Source organism: Streptomyces sp. NPDC029169, from assembly GCF_055563935.1.
The window spans coordinates 223,565-242,017 of the sequence record NZ_JBVHXA010000006.1; the positions used below are offsets into that span (position 1 = coordinate 223,565).

At 70.6% G+C, this 18,453-nt stretch carries 14 protein-coding genes; 10 read left to right on the forward strand and 4 right to left on the reverse strand.

Annotated elements, in window-relative coordinates; all coding sequences use genetic code 11:
* The first annotated feature begins 4 nt into the window (after nucleotides 1–4).
* A complete protein-coding gene (locus tag ACZ4VI_RS14245; protein ID WP_467999490.1) occupies nucleotides 5–4,375 on the forward strand; it encodes a LamG-like jellyroll fold domain-containing protein in 4,371 nt (1,456 codons plus the stop codon).
* Nucleotides 4,376–4,502: 127 nt separating this feature from the next.
* Here ACZ4VI_RS14245 and ACZ4VI_RS14250 read toward each other — a convergent pair whose 3' ends face one another.
* The 4 genes from ACZ4VI_RS14250 to ACZ4VI_RS14265 form a co-directional block, all read right to left on the reverse strand.
* Nucleotides 4,503–6,128: a sodium/solute symporter gene (locus ACZ4VI_RS14250; protein WP_467999491.1), complete on the reverse strand. Its 1,626-nt coding sequence runs from the start codon at nucleotides 6,126–6,128 to the stop codon at nucleotides 4,503–4,505.
* Entirely contained in the window at nucleotides 6,128–6,415 is a 288-nt protein-coding gene (locus ACZ4VI_RS14255; protein ID WP_467999492.1) for a hypothetical protein, read from the reverse strand. The genes ACZ4VI_RS14250 and ACZ4VI_RS14255 overlap by 1 nt, the downstream gene beginning before the upstream one ends.
* A gap of 180 nt (nucleotides 6,416–6,595) precedes the next feature.
* Nucleotides 6,596–7,849, reverse strand: a complete 1,254-nt coding sequence (locus tag ACZ4VI_RS14260) for a PucR family transcriptional regulator (protein WP_467999493.1) — start codon at nucleotides 7,847–7,849, stop codon at nucleotides 6,596–6,598.
* 328 nt (nucleotides 7,850–8,177) lie between these two features.
* Nucleotides 8,178–8,678: an SRPBCC family protein gene (locus ACZ4VI_RS14265; RefSeq protein WP_467999494.1), complete on the reverse strand. Its 501-nt coding sequence runs from the start codon at nucleotides 8,676–8,678 to the stop codon at nucleotides 8,178–8,180.
* Between the two features lie 64 nt (nucleotides 8,679–8,742).
* On the opposite strand from ACZ4VI_RS14265, the gene ACZ4VI_RS14270 reads away from it, so the two are divergent.
* The 9 genes from ACZ4VI_RS14270 to ACZ4VI_RS14310 all read left to right on the forward strand — a co-directional run bounded on the left by ACZ4VI_RS14270 (nucleotide 8,743) and on the right by ACZ4VI_RS14310 (nucleotide 18,450).
* Complete coding sequence (locus ACZ4VI_RS14270; RefSeq protein ID WP_467999495.1) at nucleotides 8,743–9,342, forward strand: TetR/AcrR family transcriptional regulator; 600 nt, start codon at nucleotides 8,743–8,745, stop codon at nucleotides 9,340–9,342.
* Between the two features lie 267 nt (nucleotides 9,343–9,609).
* Nucleotides 9,610–10,536 carry a metal ABC transporter solute-binding protein, Zn/Mn family gene (locus ACZ4VI_RS14275; protein ID WP_467999496.1) on the forward strand — a complete coding sequence of 309 codons (927 nt, stop codon included), beginning with the start codon at nucleotides 9,610–9,612 and terminating at the stop codon, nucleotides 10,534–10,536.
* Nucleotides 10,536–11,435 carry a metal ABC transporter ATP-binding protein gene (locus ACZ4VI_RS14280; RefSeq protein ID WP_467999497.1) on the forward strand — a complete coding sequence of 300 codons (900 nt, stop codon included), beginning with the start codon at nucleotides 10,536–10,538 and terminating at the stop codon, nucleotides 11,433–11,435. Before ACZ4VI_RS14275 ends, ACZ4VI_RS14280 begins: the two co-directional genes overlap by 1 nt.
* On the forward strand, nucleotides 11,432–12,346 hold the full coding sequence (locus ACZ4VI_RS14285; RefSeq protein WP_467999498.1) for a metal ABC transporter permease: 915 nt from the start codon (nucleotides 11,432–11,434) through the stop codon (nucleotides 12,344–12,346). Before ACZ4VI_RS14280 ends, ACZ4VI_RS14285 begins: the two co-directional genes overlap by 4 nt.
* 98 nt (nucleotides 12,347–12,444) lie before the next feature.
* Nucleotides 12,445–12,741 (forward strand): DUF1490 family protein, encoded by a 297-nt coding sequence (locus ACZ4VI_RS14290; RefSeq protein ID WP_467999499.1) that lies wholly within the window; start codon nucleotides 12,445–12,447, stop codon nucleotides 12,739–12,741.
* A gap of 2 nt (nucleotides 12,742–12,743) precedes the next feature.
* Nucleotides 12,744–14,930 (forward strand): heavy metal translocating P-type ATPase, encoded by a 2,187-nt coding sequence (locus ACZ4VI_RS14295; RefSeq protein WP_467999500.1) that lies wholly within the window; start codon nucleotides 12,744–12,746, stop codon nucleotides 14,928–14,930.
* Nucleotides 14,931–15,062: 132 nt separating this feature from the next.
* Nucleotides 15,063–15,713, forward strand: a complete 651-nt coding sequence (locus ACZ4VI_RS14300; RefSeq protein ID WP_467999501.1) for a choice-of-anchor M domain-containing protein — start codon at nucleotides 15,063–15,065, stop codon at nucleotides 15,711–15,713.
* A 110-nt stretch (nucleotides 15,714–15,823) separates the two neighbouring features.
* Nucleotides 15,824–16,936, forward strand: coding sequence for a choice-of-anchor M domain-containing protein (locus ACZ4VI_RS14305; protein WP_467999502.1), 1,113 nt, complete (start codon nucleotides 15,824–15,826; stop codon nucleotides 16,934–16,936).
* Nucleotides 16,933–18,450: an anchored repeat ABC transporter, substrate-binding protein gene (locus ACZ4VI_RS14310; RefSeq protein WP_467999503.1), complete on the forward strand. Its 1,518-nt coding sequence runs from the start codon at nucleotides 16,933–16,935 to the stop codon at nucleotides 18,448–18,450. Before ACZ4VI_RS14305 ends, ACZ4VI_RS14310 begins: the two co-directional genes overlap by 4 nt.
* The last annotated feature ends 3 nt before the right edge of the window (nucleotides 18,451–18,453 follow it).

An 18,453-nucleotide genomic window follows, 5' to 3' on the forward strand; every position in this document is an offset into this window, starting at 1 on the left:
ACCGATGAAAAGGCACAGACTCGTTGCCGCCCTGGCGGCAGGTATCGCGGGGGCGGGGCTGCTGGTGGCGCCAGCGGCGACCGCGCAGGGCAAGGGGCCCGCCCCGCAGTCCAGGATGGACGCCTCGGTGCGCCAGGCCGCAGGCCTGGAGCCGGCAGCCAACGCCGTACCCGGCAAAGGCCTTGGCAGAATCGACCCGCTCGACCGCGACACGAAAGACCGCGTCACCGTCTACGTCGAAGGCCGCAACCGCTCCGCACTCGCCGCAGCCGTCCGCGCCGCAGGCGGGGAGGTCAACGACACGTCGGCCACCCGAGTGCGCGCCCTCGTGCCCGTCGGCGCCCTGGACGATCTGGCCAAGTCGTCCGCCGTCACGGAAGTCCGCCGCCCCGACGAGCCCGTGCCCCTGGCCGTCACCACCGAGGGTCTGCAACCCTCCGGCGCCCTGACCTGGCACGCCGACGCCCGCAAAGGCGCCGGCGTCAAGGTCGGGGTCATCGATGTCGGCTTCGCCAGGCTCGACGAGGCACAGGCGGCGGGCGAACTGCCCGGCGCCCAGACCTTCGACGGCCAGTGCGGCCCCGACCACGTCAGCTCACACGGCACCGCGATGGCGGAGATCGTGCACGACATGGCCCCGCAGGCCGAGCTCTACCTGGCCTGCGTCAAGGACGTGATGGGTTTCGACGACGCCGCGAACTGGCTCAAGCAGCAGGGCGTCAAGGTCGTGAACCTGTCGCTGTCCTTCCCGGGCACCGGCCGCGGCTCGGGCGTGCCCGCCACCGACAGCCCCGACGACCCGCAGTTCGTCGTCCAGGACCTGCGCGCGAGCGGCGCGCTGGTCGTCGCCGGCGCGGGCAACGAGGCGGAGAAGCACTGGTCGGGCACCACCACCGACCAGAACGGCAACTCCTGGGTGGAGATCCAGGGAACCACCGAGAACCACGGGTTCTCGCTCCCCAACGGCAGTGAGGTCACCGTCGAACTCCGGTGGGACGCCTGGCCCAGGACCAACGACGACCTCGACCTCTACGTCTCCACCAGCCCGGCCAAGCCCACCGGCCCCAACGACCCCGCCGTCGTGGGCCGGATATCCAACCGCCAGCAGAAGGACACCCCCGGCGGGCTCACACCGGTCGAGACGGTGACGATCAAGCAGTCCGGCGGCATCGGCTCGTACTGGGTCTACCTCAAGAGCAACGGCGCACGACAGAACCTGCGTTACGACCTCACCGTCCACGGCAACGCCTCCGGCTTCGCCAGAAGCAGCCCGGGCAGCATCGCCGAGCCCGCGACCTCTCCCTACGTGCTGGCCGCCGGGGCGATCACCCCGCAGAGCGCCGCAGTGGACGGCTCCGTGGAGAGCTACAGCAGCCGTGGGCCGACCATCGACGGCCGGATCAAGCCCGACCTCGTCGGCTTCACCAAGGTGACCACCTCGGTCACCCCGGGCATCGTCGGCACCTCGACGGCCGCCGCGCACGTCGCGGGCGCCGCCGCGCTCTACAAGGGGGCCAACCCGGCCCTCGACCCCGGACAGCTGGAAGCCCTGCTGCTCGACTCGTCCCGTAGGCTCGGCCGCTCCAACGACCTGGGCTACGGCGTACTGAACGTCGGCGCCTCGCGGGTGCCGCAGGCCCAGGCCGGCAGCGGATACACCCCGCTCCCACTGCGCCGCGTCTACAACACGTACGACGCGCCGCACGCCGGACCCCTGCAGGCGGGCGAGCAGGTCACGCTGAGCATCCCCGACGTGCCCGAGGACACCACGGCCGTCGTCCTGAACGTGACCGGCCTGGACGCCGAGGGACTGACGCACGTCGACATCGCCGCCGACCGGCCGCATCGCGTGTCCACCCTGGCAGTGCGACCGGGCCGGTGGGACTCGGTGCTGACCTTCGCCACGCTCGACCCGGTCAACAAGCAGCTCAGGATCCGTAACTCCAGCGCGAAGACCCACCTGATCATCGACATGGTGGGCTACTTCAGCCCGTCGACGAGCGCGTCGACGTACTTCCCGTTCAACCGACCCGTCCGGCTCGACGCACCCGGTCGCACGCTTGCCCCGGCGGCGCGGTGGACACTGCCGATCCGCGGAGTCGCGAACGTACCCACCACAGCCACGGCGGCGTTGTTGACGATCACGGCCGAGGAGGCGTCGGCCCCGATGCACCTCCTCGCCTATCCGAAGGACAGCCCGGGGGCATGGACGCTCAACCCCCGGCCGGGCGAGCGCACCACCTACACCTCTCTGGTACCGATCGGCGACGACGGAGCGATCCGTCTCGAGGCGGAACTCGGCTCGGCGGCGGTGACGGTGGATCTCGTAGGCTACTTCGGTACGGGCGCAGGAGCGGCCTACGTCCCGATGCGCGACGCCGACCCGATGCTGGACACCACGACCGGCACCGGTTCCTGGGTGGACCCGGTGCACGCCGGCCAGACCCGGCCCGTCGCCGTCCGGGGCACCCACCGGGTGCCCTTCCAGGCGACGACCGCCGTGCTGGCGATGACCGCACCGACCGCGAGCCGGCCGACCGACCTGGACGTCTCACCCGGCGACGGTTCCTGGACCGACACACCGGGACTGAGCTCGGACGTCGTCGGCACCGCGGACGCGCTGCGCTCACCGTCGACCAACACCACGGTGGTCCCGCTGACCTCGGACGCCGTGAAAATCCGTAACCGGTACGGCGACGCCGACGTGGTGGCGGCCCTCAGCGGGTACTTCGTTGGCGGTTCCCTCACCTCCGCGCCCACAGCCGGCCCGGCCTCCGCCCACTGGACCTTCGACGAGGGCAGCGGCACGACGGCCGCGGACTCGGCTGGTTCCGTCCCCGCGTCCCTCTCCGGTGGCGCGGGCTGGACCGACGGCCGCGCCGCCAAGGCGTTGTCGTTGAACGGCACCGACGCGTTCGCGGCGACGAGTCCGAACTACCAGGCGCCCAGTGGCGGTTTCACCGTCTCGGCGTGGGCCCGCCTGGATCACAAGGCGTTGTACGCCTCCGTGATCGCGCAGGACGCGACCAGGTCCAGCGCCTTCGCGCTGGACTACTCTCCGGACACGGACCAGTGGAGGTTCGTCGTCCCCACGGCGGACACCGACGACGCCGACTTCCATGCAGTCGGCGCGGAGGTACCGGTGCAGACCGGACGATGGACGCACCTGACCGCTGTCTACAACGCGCCCGCCCGGGAGTTCCGGGTCTATGTCGACGGCGCGCTCGCAGGCGTACGCCCGGACTCGTCGGTCACCGCGTCGACCGGGGCGATCACGATCGGCCGGGGGCAGTGGCACGGCGAACCGACGGACTTCTTCCCGGGCACGATCGACGATGTGCGCATCCACTCGCACGCTCTGACAGCACACCAGGTTCGCGCCCTCTACCAGTCCTACAGTGCTCAGCCGCCCGCCCCGGAAGTGAACAGACGCACGGACTTCGACGGCGACGGCAAGGCGGATGCCGCGACCTTCGTCCGCGGCAGCACCGCCGACGTCTTCGTGGCCCGCTCGTCGGGGCGGTCCCTGATCGCCGACAACCGGCTCTGGCACGACTGGTTCGCGCCCGGAAGCGAATATCCGCTCTCGGGAGACGTCAACGGCGACGGCGAAGCGGACGCCGTCACGTTCACCCGGGGTTCCGAGGCCGACGTCCATGTCGCCCTGTCGGACGGCACGAAGTTCACCGCGGGACAGCTGTGGCACGACTTCTTCGCCGTCGGCGAGGAGACCCCGATGATCGGCGACTTCAACGGGGACGGCAAGGACGACATCGCCGTGTTCACGCAGGGCACGACCGCTGACGTGTGGGTGGCCCTGTCGACCGGCACCCGGTTCGGCCCCAGCTCGAAGTGGCACGAGTTCTTCGCGCCTGCGGGTGAGACGCCGGGTGTGGGTGATTTCGACGGTGACGGGAGGGACGACATCGTCACGTTCACCCGTGGGGATACCAGTGACGCCATTGTGTCGCTGTCGGACGGTGCGAGGTTCGGTGCCGGTTCGAAGTGGCATGAGTTCTTTGCGCCTGCGGGTGAGACGCCGGGTGTGGGCGACTTCAACGGTGACGGGAGGGACGACGTCGTCACGTTCACCCGTGGGGATACCAGTGACGCCATTGTGTCGCTGTCGGACGGTGCGAGGTTCGGTGCCGGTTCGAAGTGGCACGAGTTCTTCGCGCCTGCGGGTGAGACGCCGGGTGTGGGCGACTTCAACGGCGACGGCATCGACGACATCATCACGTTCACCGGCGGAACCGTCGCCGACGTGTACGTCTCGCTGTCCGATGGACGCGGCAGCTTCGCTCAGTCGGGATGGAAGTGGCACGAGTACTTCGCTCCGAACGAGGAGGTGCCGCAACCCAGGCTGATCGCCTGAACCTCCGGAGACCGGGTGACCGCCGTTCCGCTTCCCTGAACGGCGGTCCGCATCGACCTGCTCACGCGGCAACGCGTGCCGACACCCGCCCTCGGCGGGCGACGCCGCGGAGCGCAGCCGATATCCGCTAGAACGCATCCGCCTGCGTCCGTTCACCCGGGCGCTGACTTGGGGGCGTGGCGCGTCGCCATGCGCCGGTGCTGCCCAGCCGGCCCAGGAGGAAGGCGGCGGGTATCGACACGAGGACGACCGTCTGGAGGGGGAACCAGTCGACGTGCCAGTCGGGGAAGAGCGCCAAGGGATTGCCGGAGAAGACCGGGCCGGACAACTGCAGCCCGACGGCGCAGCCCAGACCTCCGTACAACGTCCAGAGCAGGCCGGTCCTGGTGTAGCCCTTCCAGAAGAGGGAGTACACCAGTGCCGGCAGCAGGGAGGAGGCGGCCACCGCCAGGGAGAGAGCCGTCAGGAACTGGACGTTCCACCCCTGGACCCAGACCGCCAGGGCGATGCTCGATACGCCGACACCGGCCGACGCCAGGCGTGCGGCGGCCACCTCCCGGCCCTCGGTGGTGCGGCCACGGCGTAGTACGTGGGTGTACAGGTCGTGGGCGATCGTCCCCGCTGCCGCCAGGGTCACGCTCGCGACGACGGCCAGCGTGGTGAGAAAGACGCCGGAGGCGACCAGGACGACGAGCAGCGCCCCGCCGGCATCCGCGTCCGAACCCCCCGCCAGTTCGGAGGCGAGCATCACCAGCGCACTGTTCCCGCCCGGATCGGCGGCCAGGATCGCCGGTGCCCCGATCAACGCGGAGGCAGCGAAGCCCATGAGAGCCGTGGTGAAGCAGAACGCGCCGACGATCGTGAGGGTGTGGCGTACGGTGCGGCGGGCGGTGGCGGCGTCGGGAGCCGTGCCGAGTTGCAGGGCGACGTGGGGCAGGCAGGCCACGCCAAGGACGATGGTGATCATGAGACCGATGAAGTCCAGGGTGGCCACGGGCTCGCCGCTGCCGACGAAGCGGAGGCCAGGTCGCAGGTAGTCGGCGGGACGACCGCTTCCCTGTCCGGCCGCAGCGATCAGGGAGTCGGTGCTCCAGTCGAAACGGTGCAGCAGTACAGCGGACACGCCCAGGGCCACGCAGAGCAGCACCACCGTCTTGATGACCTGGATCACGACCGTACCGCGCATACCGCCGAACGCCGTGGTGCAGACGACGAGAGCACCGATCATGACCACGGCTGTCTTCTCGATGCCCGGACCTGACAGCCCCAACAGCGCCGCGGTAGTCACTCCCGCACCGGAGAGCTGCACCACCAGATAGGGGACGCAGGTGCAGAGGGTCACGACGGCGACCGCGATCCTCACCGCACGCCCCGGGGTCCGCAGGCCGAACGTGTCGCCCAGGGTGTAGCCGGCGCGCTCGCGCAGGGGCACGGCGAGCAGAAGCAGTACACCGAGGGAGAGCACGGTGCAGAGTGCGATGAACAGGCCGTCATACCCGAAGACGGCGACGCTTGCCGTGGTGCCGAGCACCGTGGCCGAGGAGAGGTAGACGCCGGAGAGGACGAGGGCCCCTCGCAGGGGGCGCAGTGTGCGGCCCGCCGTGTAGAAGTCGTTGACGCGGTCCCTCGGGGGGCCGCTCAGGACGCACAGGAACAGGATGGGGACGATGAACGCCACGAAGCAGCCGAGGATCAGTGCCTGGGTGTCCATGTCCAGGGTGCCGGGCGCGGCGAGCGGGATCTCGGGTCTCATCAGTACTCCCCGTGCTCGTGCGCGGTGAGGTGGCCACCCGTCCGGGACACGTCCGCACGGCGGTCGTAGCGCGCCGCCGTCCACACCAGCAGCACGGCCTGGAGGAGGAGTGCCGGCACGCCGATGCCGATCTCGCCCGGGACAGGGGCGGCCAGGAAGTCGGCGGCGGAGCAGACGAGCAGCAGATGCACGGCGAAGGCCGCTCCGTTGACCACGGCGAAGGACAGGCCCGGACGACGAGGCCGGGAGTGTTGGTGAGGGGAGCGAGGGACGTGCGGGTAGGTCATAGCGGTCTCTCCTGGCGGGCCTGGGTGCGGGTTGATCGCCCCTGAACGAGGGTCACCAGAGCACCCGGCCCCTCGGCTCGTCCATGCGCTACGCCCGCACCGGTGCCCGTTCCCAATGCCCGACAGGTGTGACTGTGCCGCGGCCCAGGGGAGAAGAGGGGAGAGGAGGGCAGAGGAGGGTCAGGCCGGTGGGCGACGCCGCGGTTCATCGTCGGCGGGGTCCGCTGCCGCGGCCGGTCCCAGCAGGCGGTGGGCGTCGAGCGCGAGGGTGAGTTGCACCAGGTCGCGGGGGCTGGACAGGGCGAGGCCCGTGATCTGTTCGACACGGCGCAGGCGGTTCAGCACGGTATTGCGATGGCAGAACATGTGCCGAGCCGCCTGGACGGTGGAGCCACCGCTTTCGATCCAGACGCCGATGGTGTCGAAGAGCAGGTCGCGGTCGGCGGGTTCCAGGGCGTACAGGGGCCGCAGCACCTGGCGGACGAGTTCGTTGGACAGGTCGGGCCGCGAGACCAGGAGTCCGTCGGGCAGGCGGGAGTCGAGCCGGGCGACATCCCCGTCGCCCCGGCAGGTGCGAAGAGCGAGTCCGGCCATGTCGCGCGCGCGGGCCAGACTCTCCAGGCCGGGGACCACCAAGCTGATCCCGATGCGGAGCCCCGGGCCGGCGACGAGGCCGGAGGCGAACGCCTCCAGCGGGCGGTCGCCCAAGTGGGCGACGAACACGGCCCGTTGACCCCAGGCATGCCGCAGGACGCGTATGCCCCTCAGCTCCGGAGCGGTTCCGGGCACGCGCGCGTACGGCGGTGTCGCCGCCGCGACCGCCACCGCGTACCGGCCGCCGAGCGGCAGATCGAGGATGTCGGCCGCGTTCCGGGTGAACTCGGGTTCGTGACGCGTCTCCAGCAGTGCGGCGAGGATCAGACGGACGCGTTCGGCGTGCCGGCCGGCCACCCCCTCGATGACCTGCCGGTAGGCGTCGGCGACCAGGACGGCGTCGCGGTCGTTGCTCTTCCACACCAGCTCGGCGACGTGTACCAGCCGGCTCATGTCGCCCAGGCCCTCCCGCTCCACCACGCCGATCATCCCGCTCCAGACCTCGGATCCGGCGACACGGAAGGCGTGCAGGACTTCGTCGAGGGGGCGGCCCTGTTCCGCGCGCCGCATGCCCAGCTCTCTGGTGAACCGCTCGACGTCCACGATCCTGCTCGGATCCACCCCGGTCTCCAACCCGTGACGGATGCCGGTTCCCACGGTCTCGCGCACGTCGGGCGGTGCGAGCACCGGGTCGGCGTAGTACGGCACCTCGGCGCGGATCGTCTCCAGGACGGCGTCCGTGAAGACCGTGCCGTACCCGAGAAGCCGCCGGCATGCGCGGTCGAAGAGCTCGACGGAGGACGGGTCCATGGCGCTGCCGGGGGCGGAACTACGGTGCATGGGCGCTCCTGGTGGACGGGGGTGCGAGAGCACCACGCGAAGTACCGACGCAAGGTGCCGACGTGAGCTGCGCGGAGCTCGGGGAGTCCTTCACCGGGCCGGTCGACGTAGGCGGAATGCCGGCAGCGTCCTTCCGGCGAGCATCATGCTAAGCGGTCGGTCAGGGAGCGGTGGGGTCTCAGCCGGATCGTGATGTTTCGTAGGGCGGCGAGGCAGAGCCGGGCGAATCGAGGAGCGCGAGCTGCGGGTCGCCGGGCTGAGACCCGCGGAGGCATGCGCACATCATTTGGCGACCGCCCTGCCCGAGAGGCGCATCAGGGCATGCGCCCTAGCGGCGGTCGACGAGGCGGATCAGGGCGCGGAGGAAGCGGACGTACGGAGTCCAGCGGGCCCGGCGCGTGAGGGTGCCCGTGCAGTCGAGCTCCGCGCGGTCCAGGCTGTCCTCCAGCAGGGCGTCGTGGAGTCGCCGGTACGCAAGCGGCCAGGTCACGCGTGCGAGGCCCCGGGTGCGCATCGCGAGGGTGTGTCGTAGGACGGTGTGGTCCTCGTCGACCGGCAGTACGGCGAATTCGTGGAAGCCGTGGAATCCGCGCGGTGCGGTGAAGGTGAAGCGGACCCACGTGCCGGGCACGTACGCCGTGACCGTGTAGCGGACCGGGCCGTGGCCGCCGCCCGAGCCCACCGTCAGCCCGCGGTCGAACGTCACCGGGGGCCATGCCTCGCCCGGCCAGAGTCGGTCCGCAGTCCCGGCGGACAGGCTGTCGATGAGCGCACCGACCTCGGTCCCCTTCGCCGCCAGCAGACGTTCGTGCACGTTGTAGACGCCCATGCGTCCTCCCCTCAACGGTTATTAGAGAGATGTCTCTAATGATGTGGAGGGTACTCTCTGATTCATGGCGAGACCACCCCGCTTCGACACCGATCAGATCCTCGACGCCGCCGTCCGGCTGGGCGCCGGCGGGCCGGGGGCCGTGACCATGTCCGCCGTAGCCCAGACGATCGGCGCCCCCAGCGGCTCCATGTACCACCGCTTCCCCGGGCGTTCGGCGCTGCTCGCCGAGGTGTGGCTGCGCACCGTCGAACGGTTCCAGCAGGGCTACTTCGACGCGCTCCACAGCGACACCGACCCCCGCCGGGCGGCCCGCGCGGCCGCCCGGCATGTCATCTCGTGGAGCCGCACGCACCCGGAAGAGGCCTCGCTCCTCCTCTACGGCGCCGCGGAGTTCGGCCGCGCCGACTGGTCCCAGGAGCACAGAGATCGCGCCGATGAGGGCAACCGTCGCGTCTTCGACTCTCTCGCCGACCTCGCGGTGACCCTCGGCGCGACCGGGCCCGAGGACCAGGAGCGCGTCACCCTGGCGGTGGTCGAACTGCCCCTGTCCATCGTCCGCCGGCACCTGCGCGCCGGCGACAGCCTGCCGCCGTACGCCGAGGACCTCGCCGAGAGGTGCGCCGCCGCGCTCCTGGGGGCCGCCGGCGAAGGTTCGTCATAGCGGGGAAGCTCCGGCCTCGGCGGAGCTCCTGGGCGATCTGGAGCTCGCCGACGATGTGGGCGCCGGCGCCGTGCGTTGCAGCTAGGTTCTGTCGCCTTGAACAGCAGCTGTTCCCGGCTGAGTTGATCATCCTGCCACGCGCGAACCACGCGAACAGGGGGCGGCGTGCCCGTTCCGGGTGGAGCCCGGACCGGGTGGCGCCGATAATGGTGATAACCGTTTCTGTTTCGCCCCTGGTCGATACGAATCGGCAGGGAGGACGGGCACATGCGGAAGTCCTCAGCTCGCCGCGCCGTGCCGGCCATGGCCTGCGCCTTCGCCGTCGTCCTGATCGTCGGCTGTGCGGAGGCGACGCGTGCGGCCCCGGAACCGGCCGTGGAGACGACGGTGCGAGTCGTCGCCTCCACCAACGTGTACGGCGACGTCGCCGAGCGGATCGGTGGCGATCGGGTCGACGTCGTGTCGATCATCGAGGACCCGGCGCAGGATCCGCACTCCTACGAGGCGAACACGCAGAACCAGCTGGCCCTTTCGAAGGCGGACGTCGTCATCCGCAACGGTGGGGGCTACGACGAATTCATCGGCCGGATGTTGCGCGCTGCGGACAATTCATCGGCCGAGGTCGTCGACGCCGTGCAGATCTCGGGCAAGGCCCCCAAGGATGGTGGCGAGTTCAACGAACACGTCTGGTACGACTTCCCGACCGTGGGGAAGCTCGCCGACCGGATCGCCGCCGCACTGGCCTCTGCGGCCCCCGACGAGGGTGACGCCTTCCAACAGAACGCGTCCGCGTTCAAGGAGGAGCTCACAGCGCTCGAAGCCGAGGCCGCCGCGATCAAGGCGACTCACGCGGGGAGCGCGGTCGCCGTCACCGAACCCGTACCGATGTATCTCGTCCAGGCGAGCGGACTGATCAACCGGACCCCGCCGGACTTCAGCGAGGCCGTGGAAGAGGGCGACGACGTATCGCCCAGGGCGCTCCAGGACACGCTTGCGCTGTTCGACGGCGGCCAGGTCGAGGCGCTGGTGTACAACGAGCAGACCGAGAGCCCGCAGACCGAGCGCGTACGGACGGCCGCCGAGACGGCCGGTGTCCCGGTGGTTCCCGTCACCGAGACCCTGCCCCGGGGCGAGACCTACGTCAGCTGGATGACCGACAACATCGAGGCACTGCAAGGCGCATTGGACAGGTGATGGACCGCACCGAGGCGTTCGCGCCCCGCTCCCGTGTCGATCCCTCCGCGCGAACGGAGGACGGTGCGAGTCGCCCTGCTGTCAGCCTGCGGGGAGCTGCCCTCGCGTACGGCGACCGCGTGTTGTGGCGGGACATGGACCTGGAGGTGCGACCAGGAGAGTTCCTCGCGGTTCTCGGCCCCAACGGGTCGGGCAAGACCAGCCTCCTGCGGATTCTGCTCGGTCTCCAGCAGCTCACCGCGGGCGAGGTGGAGATCGTGGGCGGCCCGGCACGGCTGGGCGGCCGGCACATCGGGTACGTGCCCCAGCACAAGCCGCTTCCCGCACACACCATGCTGCGCGCCCGTGACCTGGTCCGGCTGGGGTTCGACGGGCGTCGCTGGGGGCCGCCGTTCGGTGCCCGGTCCGTCCGGCACCGCGTCGACGAGCTGCTCGCGGCGGTCGGTGCCACGCCGTACGCGAACGTGGCCGTCGGCAGGCTGTCGGGAGGCGAGCAGCAGCGTGTACGTATCGCCCAGGCGCTCGCCACGGAGCCGCGCGTGCTGCTCTGCGACGAACCGTTGCTCTCGCTCGATCCGCACCATCAGCGCGTCGTGACCGCCCTGGTCGATGAGCGCAGGCGCTCCGCCGGCACCGCGGTCGTGTTCGTCACCCACGAGATCAATCCTGTCCTGGGCCTGGTGGACCGCGTCCTGTACCTGGCCGGGGGCGGGTTCCGGATCGGCACTCCGGACGAGGTGATGACCTCGACCGCGCTGTCCCAGTTGTACGGGACACGGGTCGACGTCCTGCGCGTGGGGGGCCGGATCGTCGTCGTGGGGGCGCCCGATGCCGGCACGGTCCACAACCACGCCGGCCGCGCGGGCGCGGAGGAGGCGAACGGGGGCGGGCTGTCATGACCGGTCGGGTGGTCGTCGCGGAGGCGGACGACACCGGTCTGTGGCGCCAGATATTCAACTTCGAGAACTACGGCGAACTGCTCGGCCTGGTGCAGAACTCCCTCCTCGCCGGCGCGCTGCTCGGCCTGGTCGGGGGCCTGGTCGGGGTCTTCGTGATCATGCGTGATCTGCCCTTCGCCGTACACGGCATCAGTGAACTGTCCTTCGCCGGCGCGGCGGGCGCCCTGCTCCTCGGGCTGAACGTCGTGGCCGGCTCGATCGTCGGCTCCCTGCTGGCCGCCGGAGCGATCGGTCTCCTCGGCGTCCGTGCCCGCGACCGCAACTCGATCATCGGGGTGATCATGCCGTTCGGGCTCGGCCTCGGTGTCCTCTTCCTGTCCCTCTACCAGGGACGGGCGGCGAACAAGTTCGGCATCCTGACCGGTCAGATCGTCGCTGTCGACACGCCGCAGATGGGGTGGCTCGTCGGAACGTCCGCGGTGGTGCTGCTGGCGCTGGCGGTCGTCTGGAAGCCGCTGACCTTCGCCAGCGCCGATCCGGAGGTCGCCGAGGCGCGCGGGATTCCTGTGCGGGGCCTGTCCCTGGCTTTCATGCTGACCCTCGGCCTCGCCGTCGCACTCTGCGTCCAGATCGTCGGTGCGCTCCTCGTCCTCTCACTCCTGGTCACACCGGCGGCGGCCGCGGCACGGATCACTGCGTCGCCCGTCCTGCTCCCGCTGGCCAGCATCGCGTTCGCGTTGGTCGCGATGGAGGGCGGGATTCTGCTCGCGCTCGGCAGCTCCGTCCCGATCAGCCCATACGTCACCACCCTCTCGTTCCTGATCTACCTCGGCTGCCGGCTGGCCGGCTCCTGGCGCACCGCGAGAGCGGCGCGGGTCGCGCTCCCCGACCGGCAGGCCACCCGCGTGTGAGCGGGCTCGGCAGCCCGGCTCGACCCCGTCGACCTCCCGGGGTCAGACTGGAGGGGAGGACCGTCGCGCCGCCCTGGCGCAGACGGAAGGAGCTGTTCATGCATCCCCTCGCCATCGCCGGCGCGGCTGCCGGCAAGCTGACTCACTACGCGGTGTCCGGCCTGGTGGGCGGCCTGATCATCAAGGGTCTTCCCGCGGCGAAGCCCGCCGCACGCAGGGCGATCGTGGGCGGGATCGCCGGCGGCATCGTCGCGAGCCGCTGGCTGACCTCGGCCACAGAGGAGGCCCGGCTGAAGGCCGGTGACATCCTCGCGGAGGCCCGTACCTCGCTCGGCGAGGAGGTACCGCCGCCCTCTGCGGTCGACGTGAACCACGATCACGGACACGAGCACTGATCATGTCGAGCGTGCTCGTCCGCTCCGTGGCCGCGGGGCGGGCCCGGCTGACCGTTCCCTGGCTGAAAGCGCGGCCCGGCTGCGCGGGCCTGGTCGACGACCGCCTGACCGGGATCAGTGGTTTCCGAGCGCTGAGGATCTTCCCGCGTACGGGCAGTGTCGTGATCTGGGTGGAGCCGGACCAGTTGAACGTCGAACAGCTCGTCGATGCCCTCGAAGAGGCGCCACCCGCCGCCGTGGTCGTGGCCAAGCCCTCCCGGTCCCTGCCCGACACCTCCACCGGAGAGGTGGCCCGGCTCGTGGTCGGCGGTGCCGTGCTGGCCCTCGTGGCCCTGAGACGCCTGCTGGGCAGGCCAAGGATCACCCTGGGCTCCTCAGGACTTCTCGGCGCGGTGACGGTATTCACCGGTCTGCCGTTCTTCCGTGGTGCCCTGCGGACGCTGCGCGGCCGCAGCAGTCCGGGCACGGACACCCTGGTCACGGCAGCGACGGTCATCTCGCTCGTGCTCCGCGAGAACGTGGTCGCCCTGACGGTCCTGTGGCTCCTGAACATCGGCGAGTTCCTCCAGACCCTCACCCTGCGCCGTACCCGCCGCGCCATCGAGGAGCTGCTCACCATCGGTGACGAGCGCGTCTGGCTCGTGCGCGAAGGCGTCGAGGTGGAGGTCGAACTGGAGACCGTGGAGCCCGGCGACGTCGTCGCCGTGTACGAACACCACCGCATCCCGGTCGACGGACATGTGCTCTTCGGCGAGGCCCTCGTCGATCAGGCCGCGGTCACCGGTGAGGCCCTGCCCGTCTACGCCCGCGACGGCTCCCACGTCTACGCCGGCACGATCGTCACCTCCGGCTCGCTCACCGTGCGGGCGGACTCCGTCGGCCGGGACACCACGGTGGGCCGGATCATCAGCCGGGTCGAGGAGGCGCAGGCGGACCGGGCTCCGATCCAGACCGTGGCAGCCCGCTTCACCCAGCGCTTCGTCCCCGTCTCCTTCGCCCTGGCCGCCCTGACCTATGTGGTCACCCGCGACCCACGTCGCGCCATGACCATGCTGCTGATCGCCTGCCCCTGCGCGGCGGGCCTGGCCACCCCGACCGCCATCAGTGCCGCCATCGGCAACGGTGCCCGCCGCGGCACCCTCATCAAGGGCGGCACCCACCTCGAAGGCATCGGCCGGGTCACCGCCGTGGTCTTCGACAAGACAGGCACTCTCACCTTCGGTCGCCCCCTCGTGACCAGCGTCGTCACCCTCAGCGAGAACGTCACCGCCGACGAGGTGCTCAGCCTCGCTGCCTCCGGCGAACTGCACGCCCGTCATCCCCTCGCCCAGGCCATCGTCGCCCGCACCGAAGAACAGCACCTGCACATCCCCATCCACCAGGCGTGCGAGGTTCTCCTCGGTATGGGTATGCGCGCCGAACTGGACGGCACCCGCCTGCTGGTCGGCAGCCCCGCCCTGCTCCGCCAGCACGGAGTCGACCTGACCGACGAGGCACGTGGCTGGACCGAACGGCTGCGCGGCGGCGGCGAGACGGTCATCTGCCTCGCCCACGACGAGGACCTCATCGGCATGCTCGGAGTCTCGGACGCCGTACGGGCCGGCGCGGAGACCGTCATCCAGCAGCTGGGCGACCTCGGGGTCTCCCGGCTAATCCTGCTCACCGGCGACGCACCCGAGACCGCCCAGGTCGTCGCCGACACACTCGGCATCACCGAAGTGCACGCGCACGCCCTGCCGGAGGCCAAGCTCCAGCTGATCCGCGACCTCCAGGCCGAGGGCCACACGGTCGCCATGGTCGGCGACGGCACCAACGACGCTCCGGCCCTGGCCCTCGCCGACGTCGGCATCAGCATGGGCGAACACTCCTCGCATGTGGCCCTGGAAACCGCCGACATCGCGCTCGCCGGCAACGACCTCCGCCAGGTCGCAGCCGTCGTCGAACTCAGCCGGCACACGCTGCGTGTCGTACGGCAGAACTACGGGCTCGCGATCGGCGTCAACCTGCTCGGCCTGATCGCCGGAGCCGGCGGATCCATGAACCCGGTCCTCGCCGCCCTCCTGCACAACACGAGCAGCATCGCCGTCGTCGGCAACTCCGCCCGCCTGGTCAACCACACACCGCACCTGCCGCGCGTGGGCGACGAACTGCTGAGGGCGGCCCCTCTGGAAGACCACCGGGTGCGCTGACACGGCAGGGCGCGCCCGCCGACCTCCCTCCGGGCCCGCCGGCCTCCTTGAGTCACTTGCGCGGGGTTATTGAAAACGATTATCGTATTGCTAGTTCGTGCACACTCAACCACTGCCCAAGGGGGGCTTTTCTTGCGTGCCTTCACGCGCACTCTCACCGTCGCCGGTTCCGTCGCCGCAGCCATCGCGGTCGGCGGAATGACCACCGCTCACGCCGCCGGGACCACTCTGTCCAAGGGACACGTCGACGTCCTCGACGTCGAGTACGCCGCCGGCGCCCTCGAACTGCACGTCCACGACGAGTCGGTGACCCCGGACGTCGAGTACGCCCCCGCCGATGTCGTCCTCCAGGCGCTCCCGGCGTCCGCGTACACCGTGCCGACCGGCACCTGCTACACCCACCTCGGCACGGCCGGCACCACCGTGTACCGCCTGCCGCAGGTCGAGAACACCAACCTGCTGTGGCCGGGCATCTCCGGCGAGCACATCGCCCCCGGCGTCTTCCAGAACGACAAGGTGCAGGTCAAGCTCACCTCAGTGAGCGGCCCGGGCAAGCTCACCGTCTACAAGAACGGCCTCTGCCCGAAGAGCAACCGCTACTACGACAGCGGTGACGCCACGCTCACCAACACCAAGGACGTCGCCGCCGCCGAGCACGACCACGCCAACTGGGTCTTCACCAAGGCCGGTTCGTACACCGCCACCTTCCAGGTCAGCGGCACGCTGACCAACGGCACGCCGGTCGGCCCGACCTCCGCCACGTACACCTTCCAGGTCGGCTGACCCGACCCGCGTCACAAGCCCCGCGCCGGGGGCGGGCCGTGCCCGCCGTTCGAACCGCCCCCGGCGCGGCCGTGGTCCCTCGTTCCCCCGCCTGAAGGAGGCGCCCCGTCATGCGGGCCCCCATCGCACCACGTTCCGTACGAGCCGCGACTCTCGCGGTCGCCCTGTCGCTGCTCGCCGCCGCCCCGCTCGCTCAGGCGGCCGATACGCCGCCGCGGGAGGCACCCGCCGGAGAGCGGACCGTCCTGAACGGCGGCCATCTCGACCTGGCGGCCCGGCTGAGGAACGGGCAGCTGGAGTTCCGTATCAAGGACGGCACCGTCCCCGGTACCACCGTCTTCCGTGAACCCTCCGACGTCCTGCTGCACTTCGACCCGCGCCACGAGATCGTGATCCCACCGCGCGAGGAGGTCCCGCAGTTCGAGGGGTTCGGCGAGCCGGGCAGCAGTCTCTGGGTGGACAAGGACTTCGAGGTGAAGGAAGGGCTGCTCTGGCCCGGCTGGAACACTATGGAGATCCTGCCGGCGGATGTGCGGGGCGGGGTGAAGGTCACCTTCCCGAAGATCGAAGGGCCGGGGCGGTTCGTGCTCGGCCAGTGGGAGGACGACCCCGACCTGGGCGTGCGCATCGGGGTCACCGTGGACGGTGCGAAGGCCGCTCCGGGCACGGTGGACCTGCCCGCGTTCACCCATGCGCACCCGTTGTGGATCTTCAACGCCGAGGGTGTCTACCGGATCACGATGGAGATGACGGCCACCCTCCCCTCGGGCGCGAAGGTCTCCGACCGGGAGACGCTGGCCGTGGTCGTGGGCGACGACGTGGACCCGTCGACGGTCGTACCGGGCGACGGCACAGTCCCGCAGCCTCCTCAGACCCCGACTCCGACGCCCACCCCGACTCCTACGCCGACTCCGACCCCCACCACGCCTCCCACGGCGTCTCCCTCGGTCACGCCCACGCCCACGCCGACCACGACCGGCAGCCCGTCCGCCTCGCCGACCGGACCGCCGAGCCCCACGGGGAGCCCGTCGGTGACCACGACCGGCACCACCTCCGCCACGTTCCCCTCGGGCGACAGCGGCACGACCACCGCGCCCACGGGCGGCGGCCGTCTGGCGTCGACGGGTGCCGGCGTCGCGCTGCCGGCCGGCCTGGCGGCCACCGCCCTCGCGGCGGGCGTCACCGCCCTCGTACTCGTCCGCCGGAAGCGTGCCGTCCGATGAGCCGCGTCCGTGCCGCAGCCCTCGCGACCGTTCTCCTCGCCTCCGGATGCGGAGCAGGCGCCGGCGGGTCCTCCAAGGACGCCGAGCTGACCGTCTCCACGACCACCGCGATCATCGCCGACCTCGTGCGCAACGTGGGCGGCGACCGGGTCGACGTGACCTCCGTCGTACCGCACCACGGTGACCCCCACTCGTACGAGCCGAGCCCCGGCGACGCCGCCAGGATCGCGAAGTCCGATCTCGTCTTCAGCAACGGGCTGCTGCTCGAAGAGCCCGGGATCATGAAGATGATCCACACCAACGCGCCCAAGGGCACCCCGAAGGTGCCGATCAGCGAGAAACTGGAGCAGTACGGCGGCTCGGTCATCAAGCTCAAGGAGGACCTGGGCCTCAACGTGCTGTGGCTGGGCTGGGCCGTCGAGGGCGAGGTCGCGGGAGACGGATCCCAAGTCCGCACGACCGCGACGAAGTTGGAAGGGCCGGGCGATCTCCATGTCTATCTGACAGACACCCTCGGCACCCCGCAGAGCTACATCGACTCCACCGACGGATTCGACGCGAAGGACTCCTTCGCCCTTCCACCAGAGGCGCACACCCACGTCAACTGGGCCTTCAGCAAGCCGGGTACGTACCGGCTCACCGTCGAGGGACGCACCGAGACCCTCGACGGGAAGACCGCGCCCGTCGGCAGCGGGGTCGTCACGTTCGTCGTAGGCGGTGCCTCTGCGCCGGCGGGGAAGACCGTCCTCGACGGCGGCCACGCGGACGTGGCGCTCAACGCGCAGACCCGGTCCGTCCAGGTCCGCTCCGACGATCCCACGACCGGGCGACGCACCTACCACGCGACCGACTCGGTCGTGCTGTCCGTGCCGGACCGGGCGAAGGAGACCGTGCCCAAGGAAGAGGCGTACGGCTTCCTCGGTCGTCCGGGCGCGGGCATATGGGTGCTGCCCCAGGCCGTCATCGGCAAGCACGTCCACGGCGAGATGGACCCGCACGCCTGGGAGGACGTCGCCAACGCCGAGGCGTACGTACGCCGGATCGAGGCCGAGCTGATCAAGGCCGACCCCCAGGGGAAGCCCGACTACGAGCGCAACGCCGCGCGCTATCTGAAGCAACTGGCCGCGCTGGACGACGAGGTGGCCGGGAAGCTCGCCGGCATCCCGGCACAGAACCGCAAGCTCATCACCACGCACGACGCCTTCGGCTATCTGGCCCACGCCTACGGCATGGAGGTGGCGGGCTTCGTCGTCCCCGTCCCGAGCCGCGAACCGAGCGCCGCGGAGATCGCGAAACTCCGCGCCACGATCCGGGAGAAGAAGGTCCCCGCGGTCTTCCTCGAACCGAACCTCGCCGCGCGCGCCGACGTCCTGCGCCGCGTCGCCGAGGACGAGGGCGTCGGCATCTGCACCATCTACGGCGACTCCTTCGACGACACGATCCACGACTACGTCTCGATGATGCGCCACAACGCGAACGAACTGGCCCGTTGCCTGGGCCAGGAGGGGAGTTGAGCC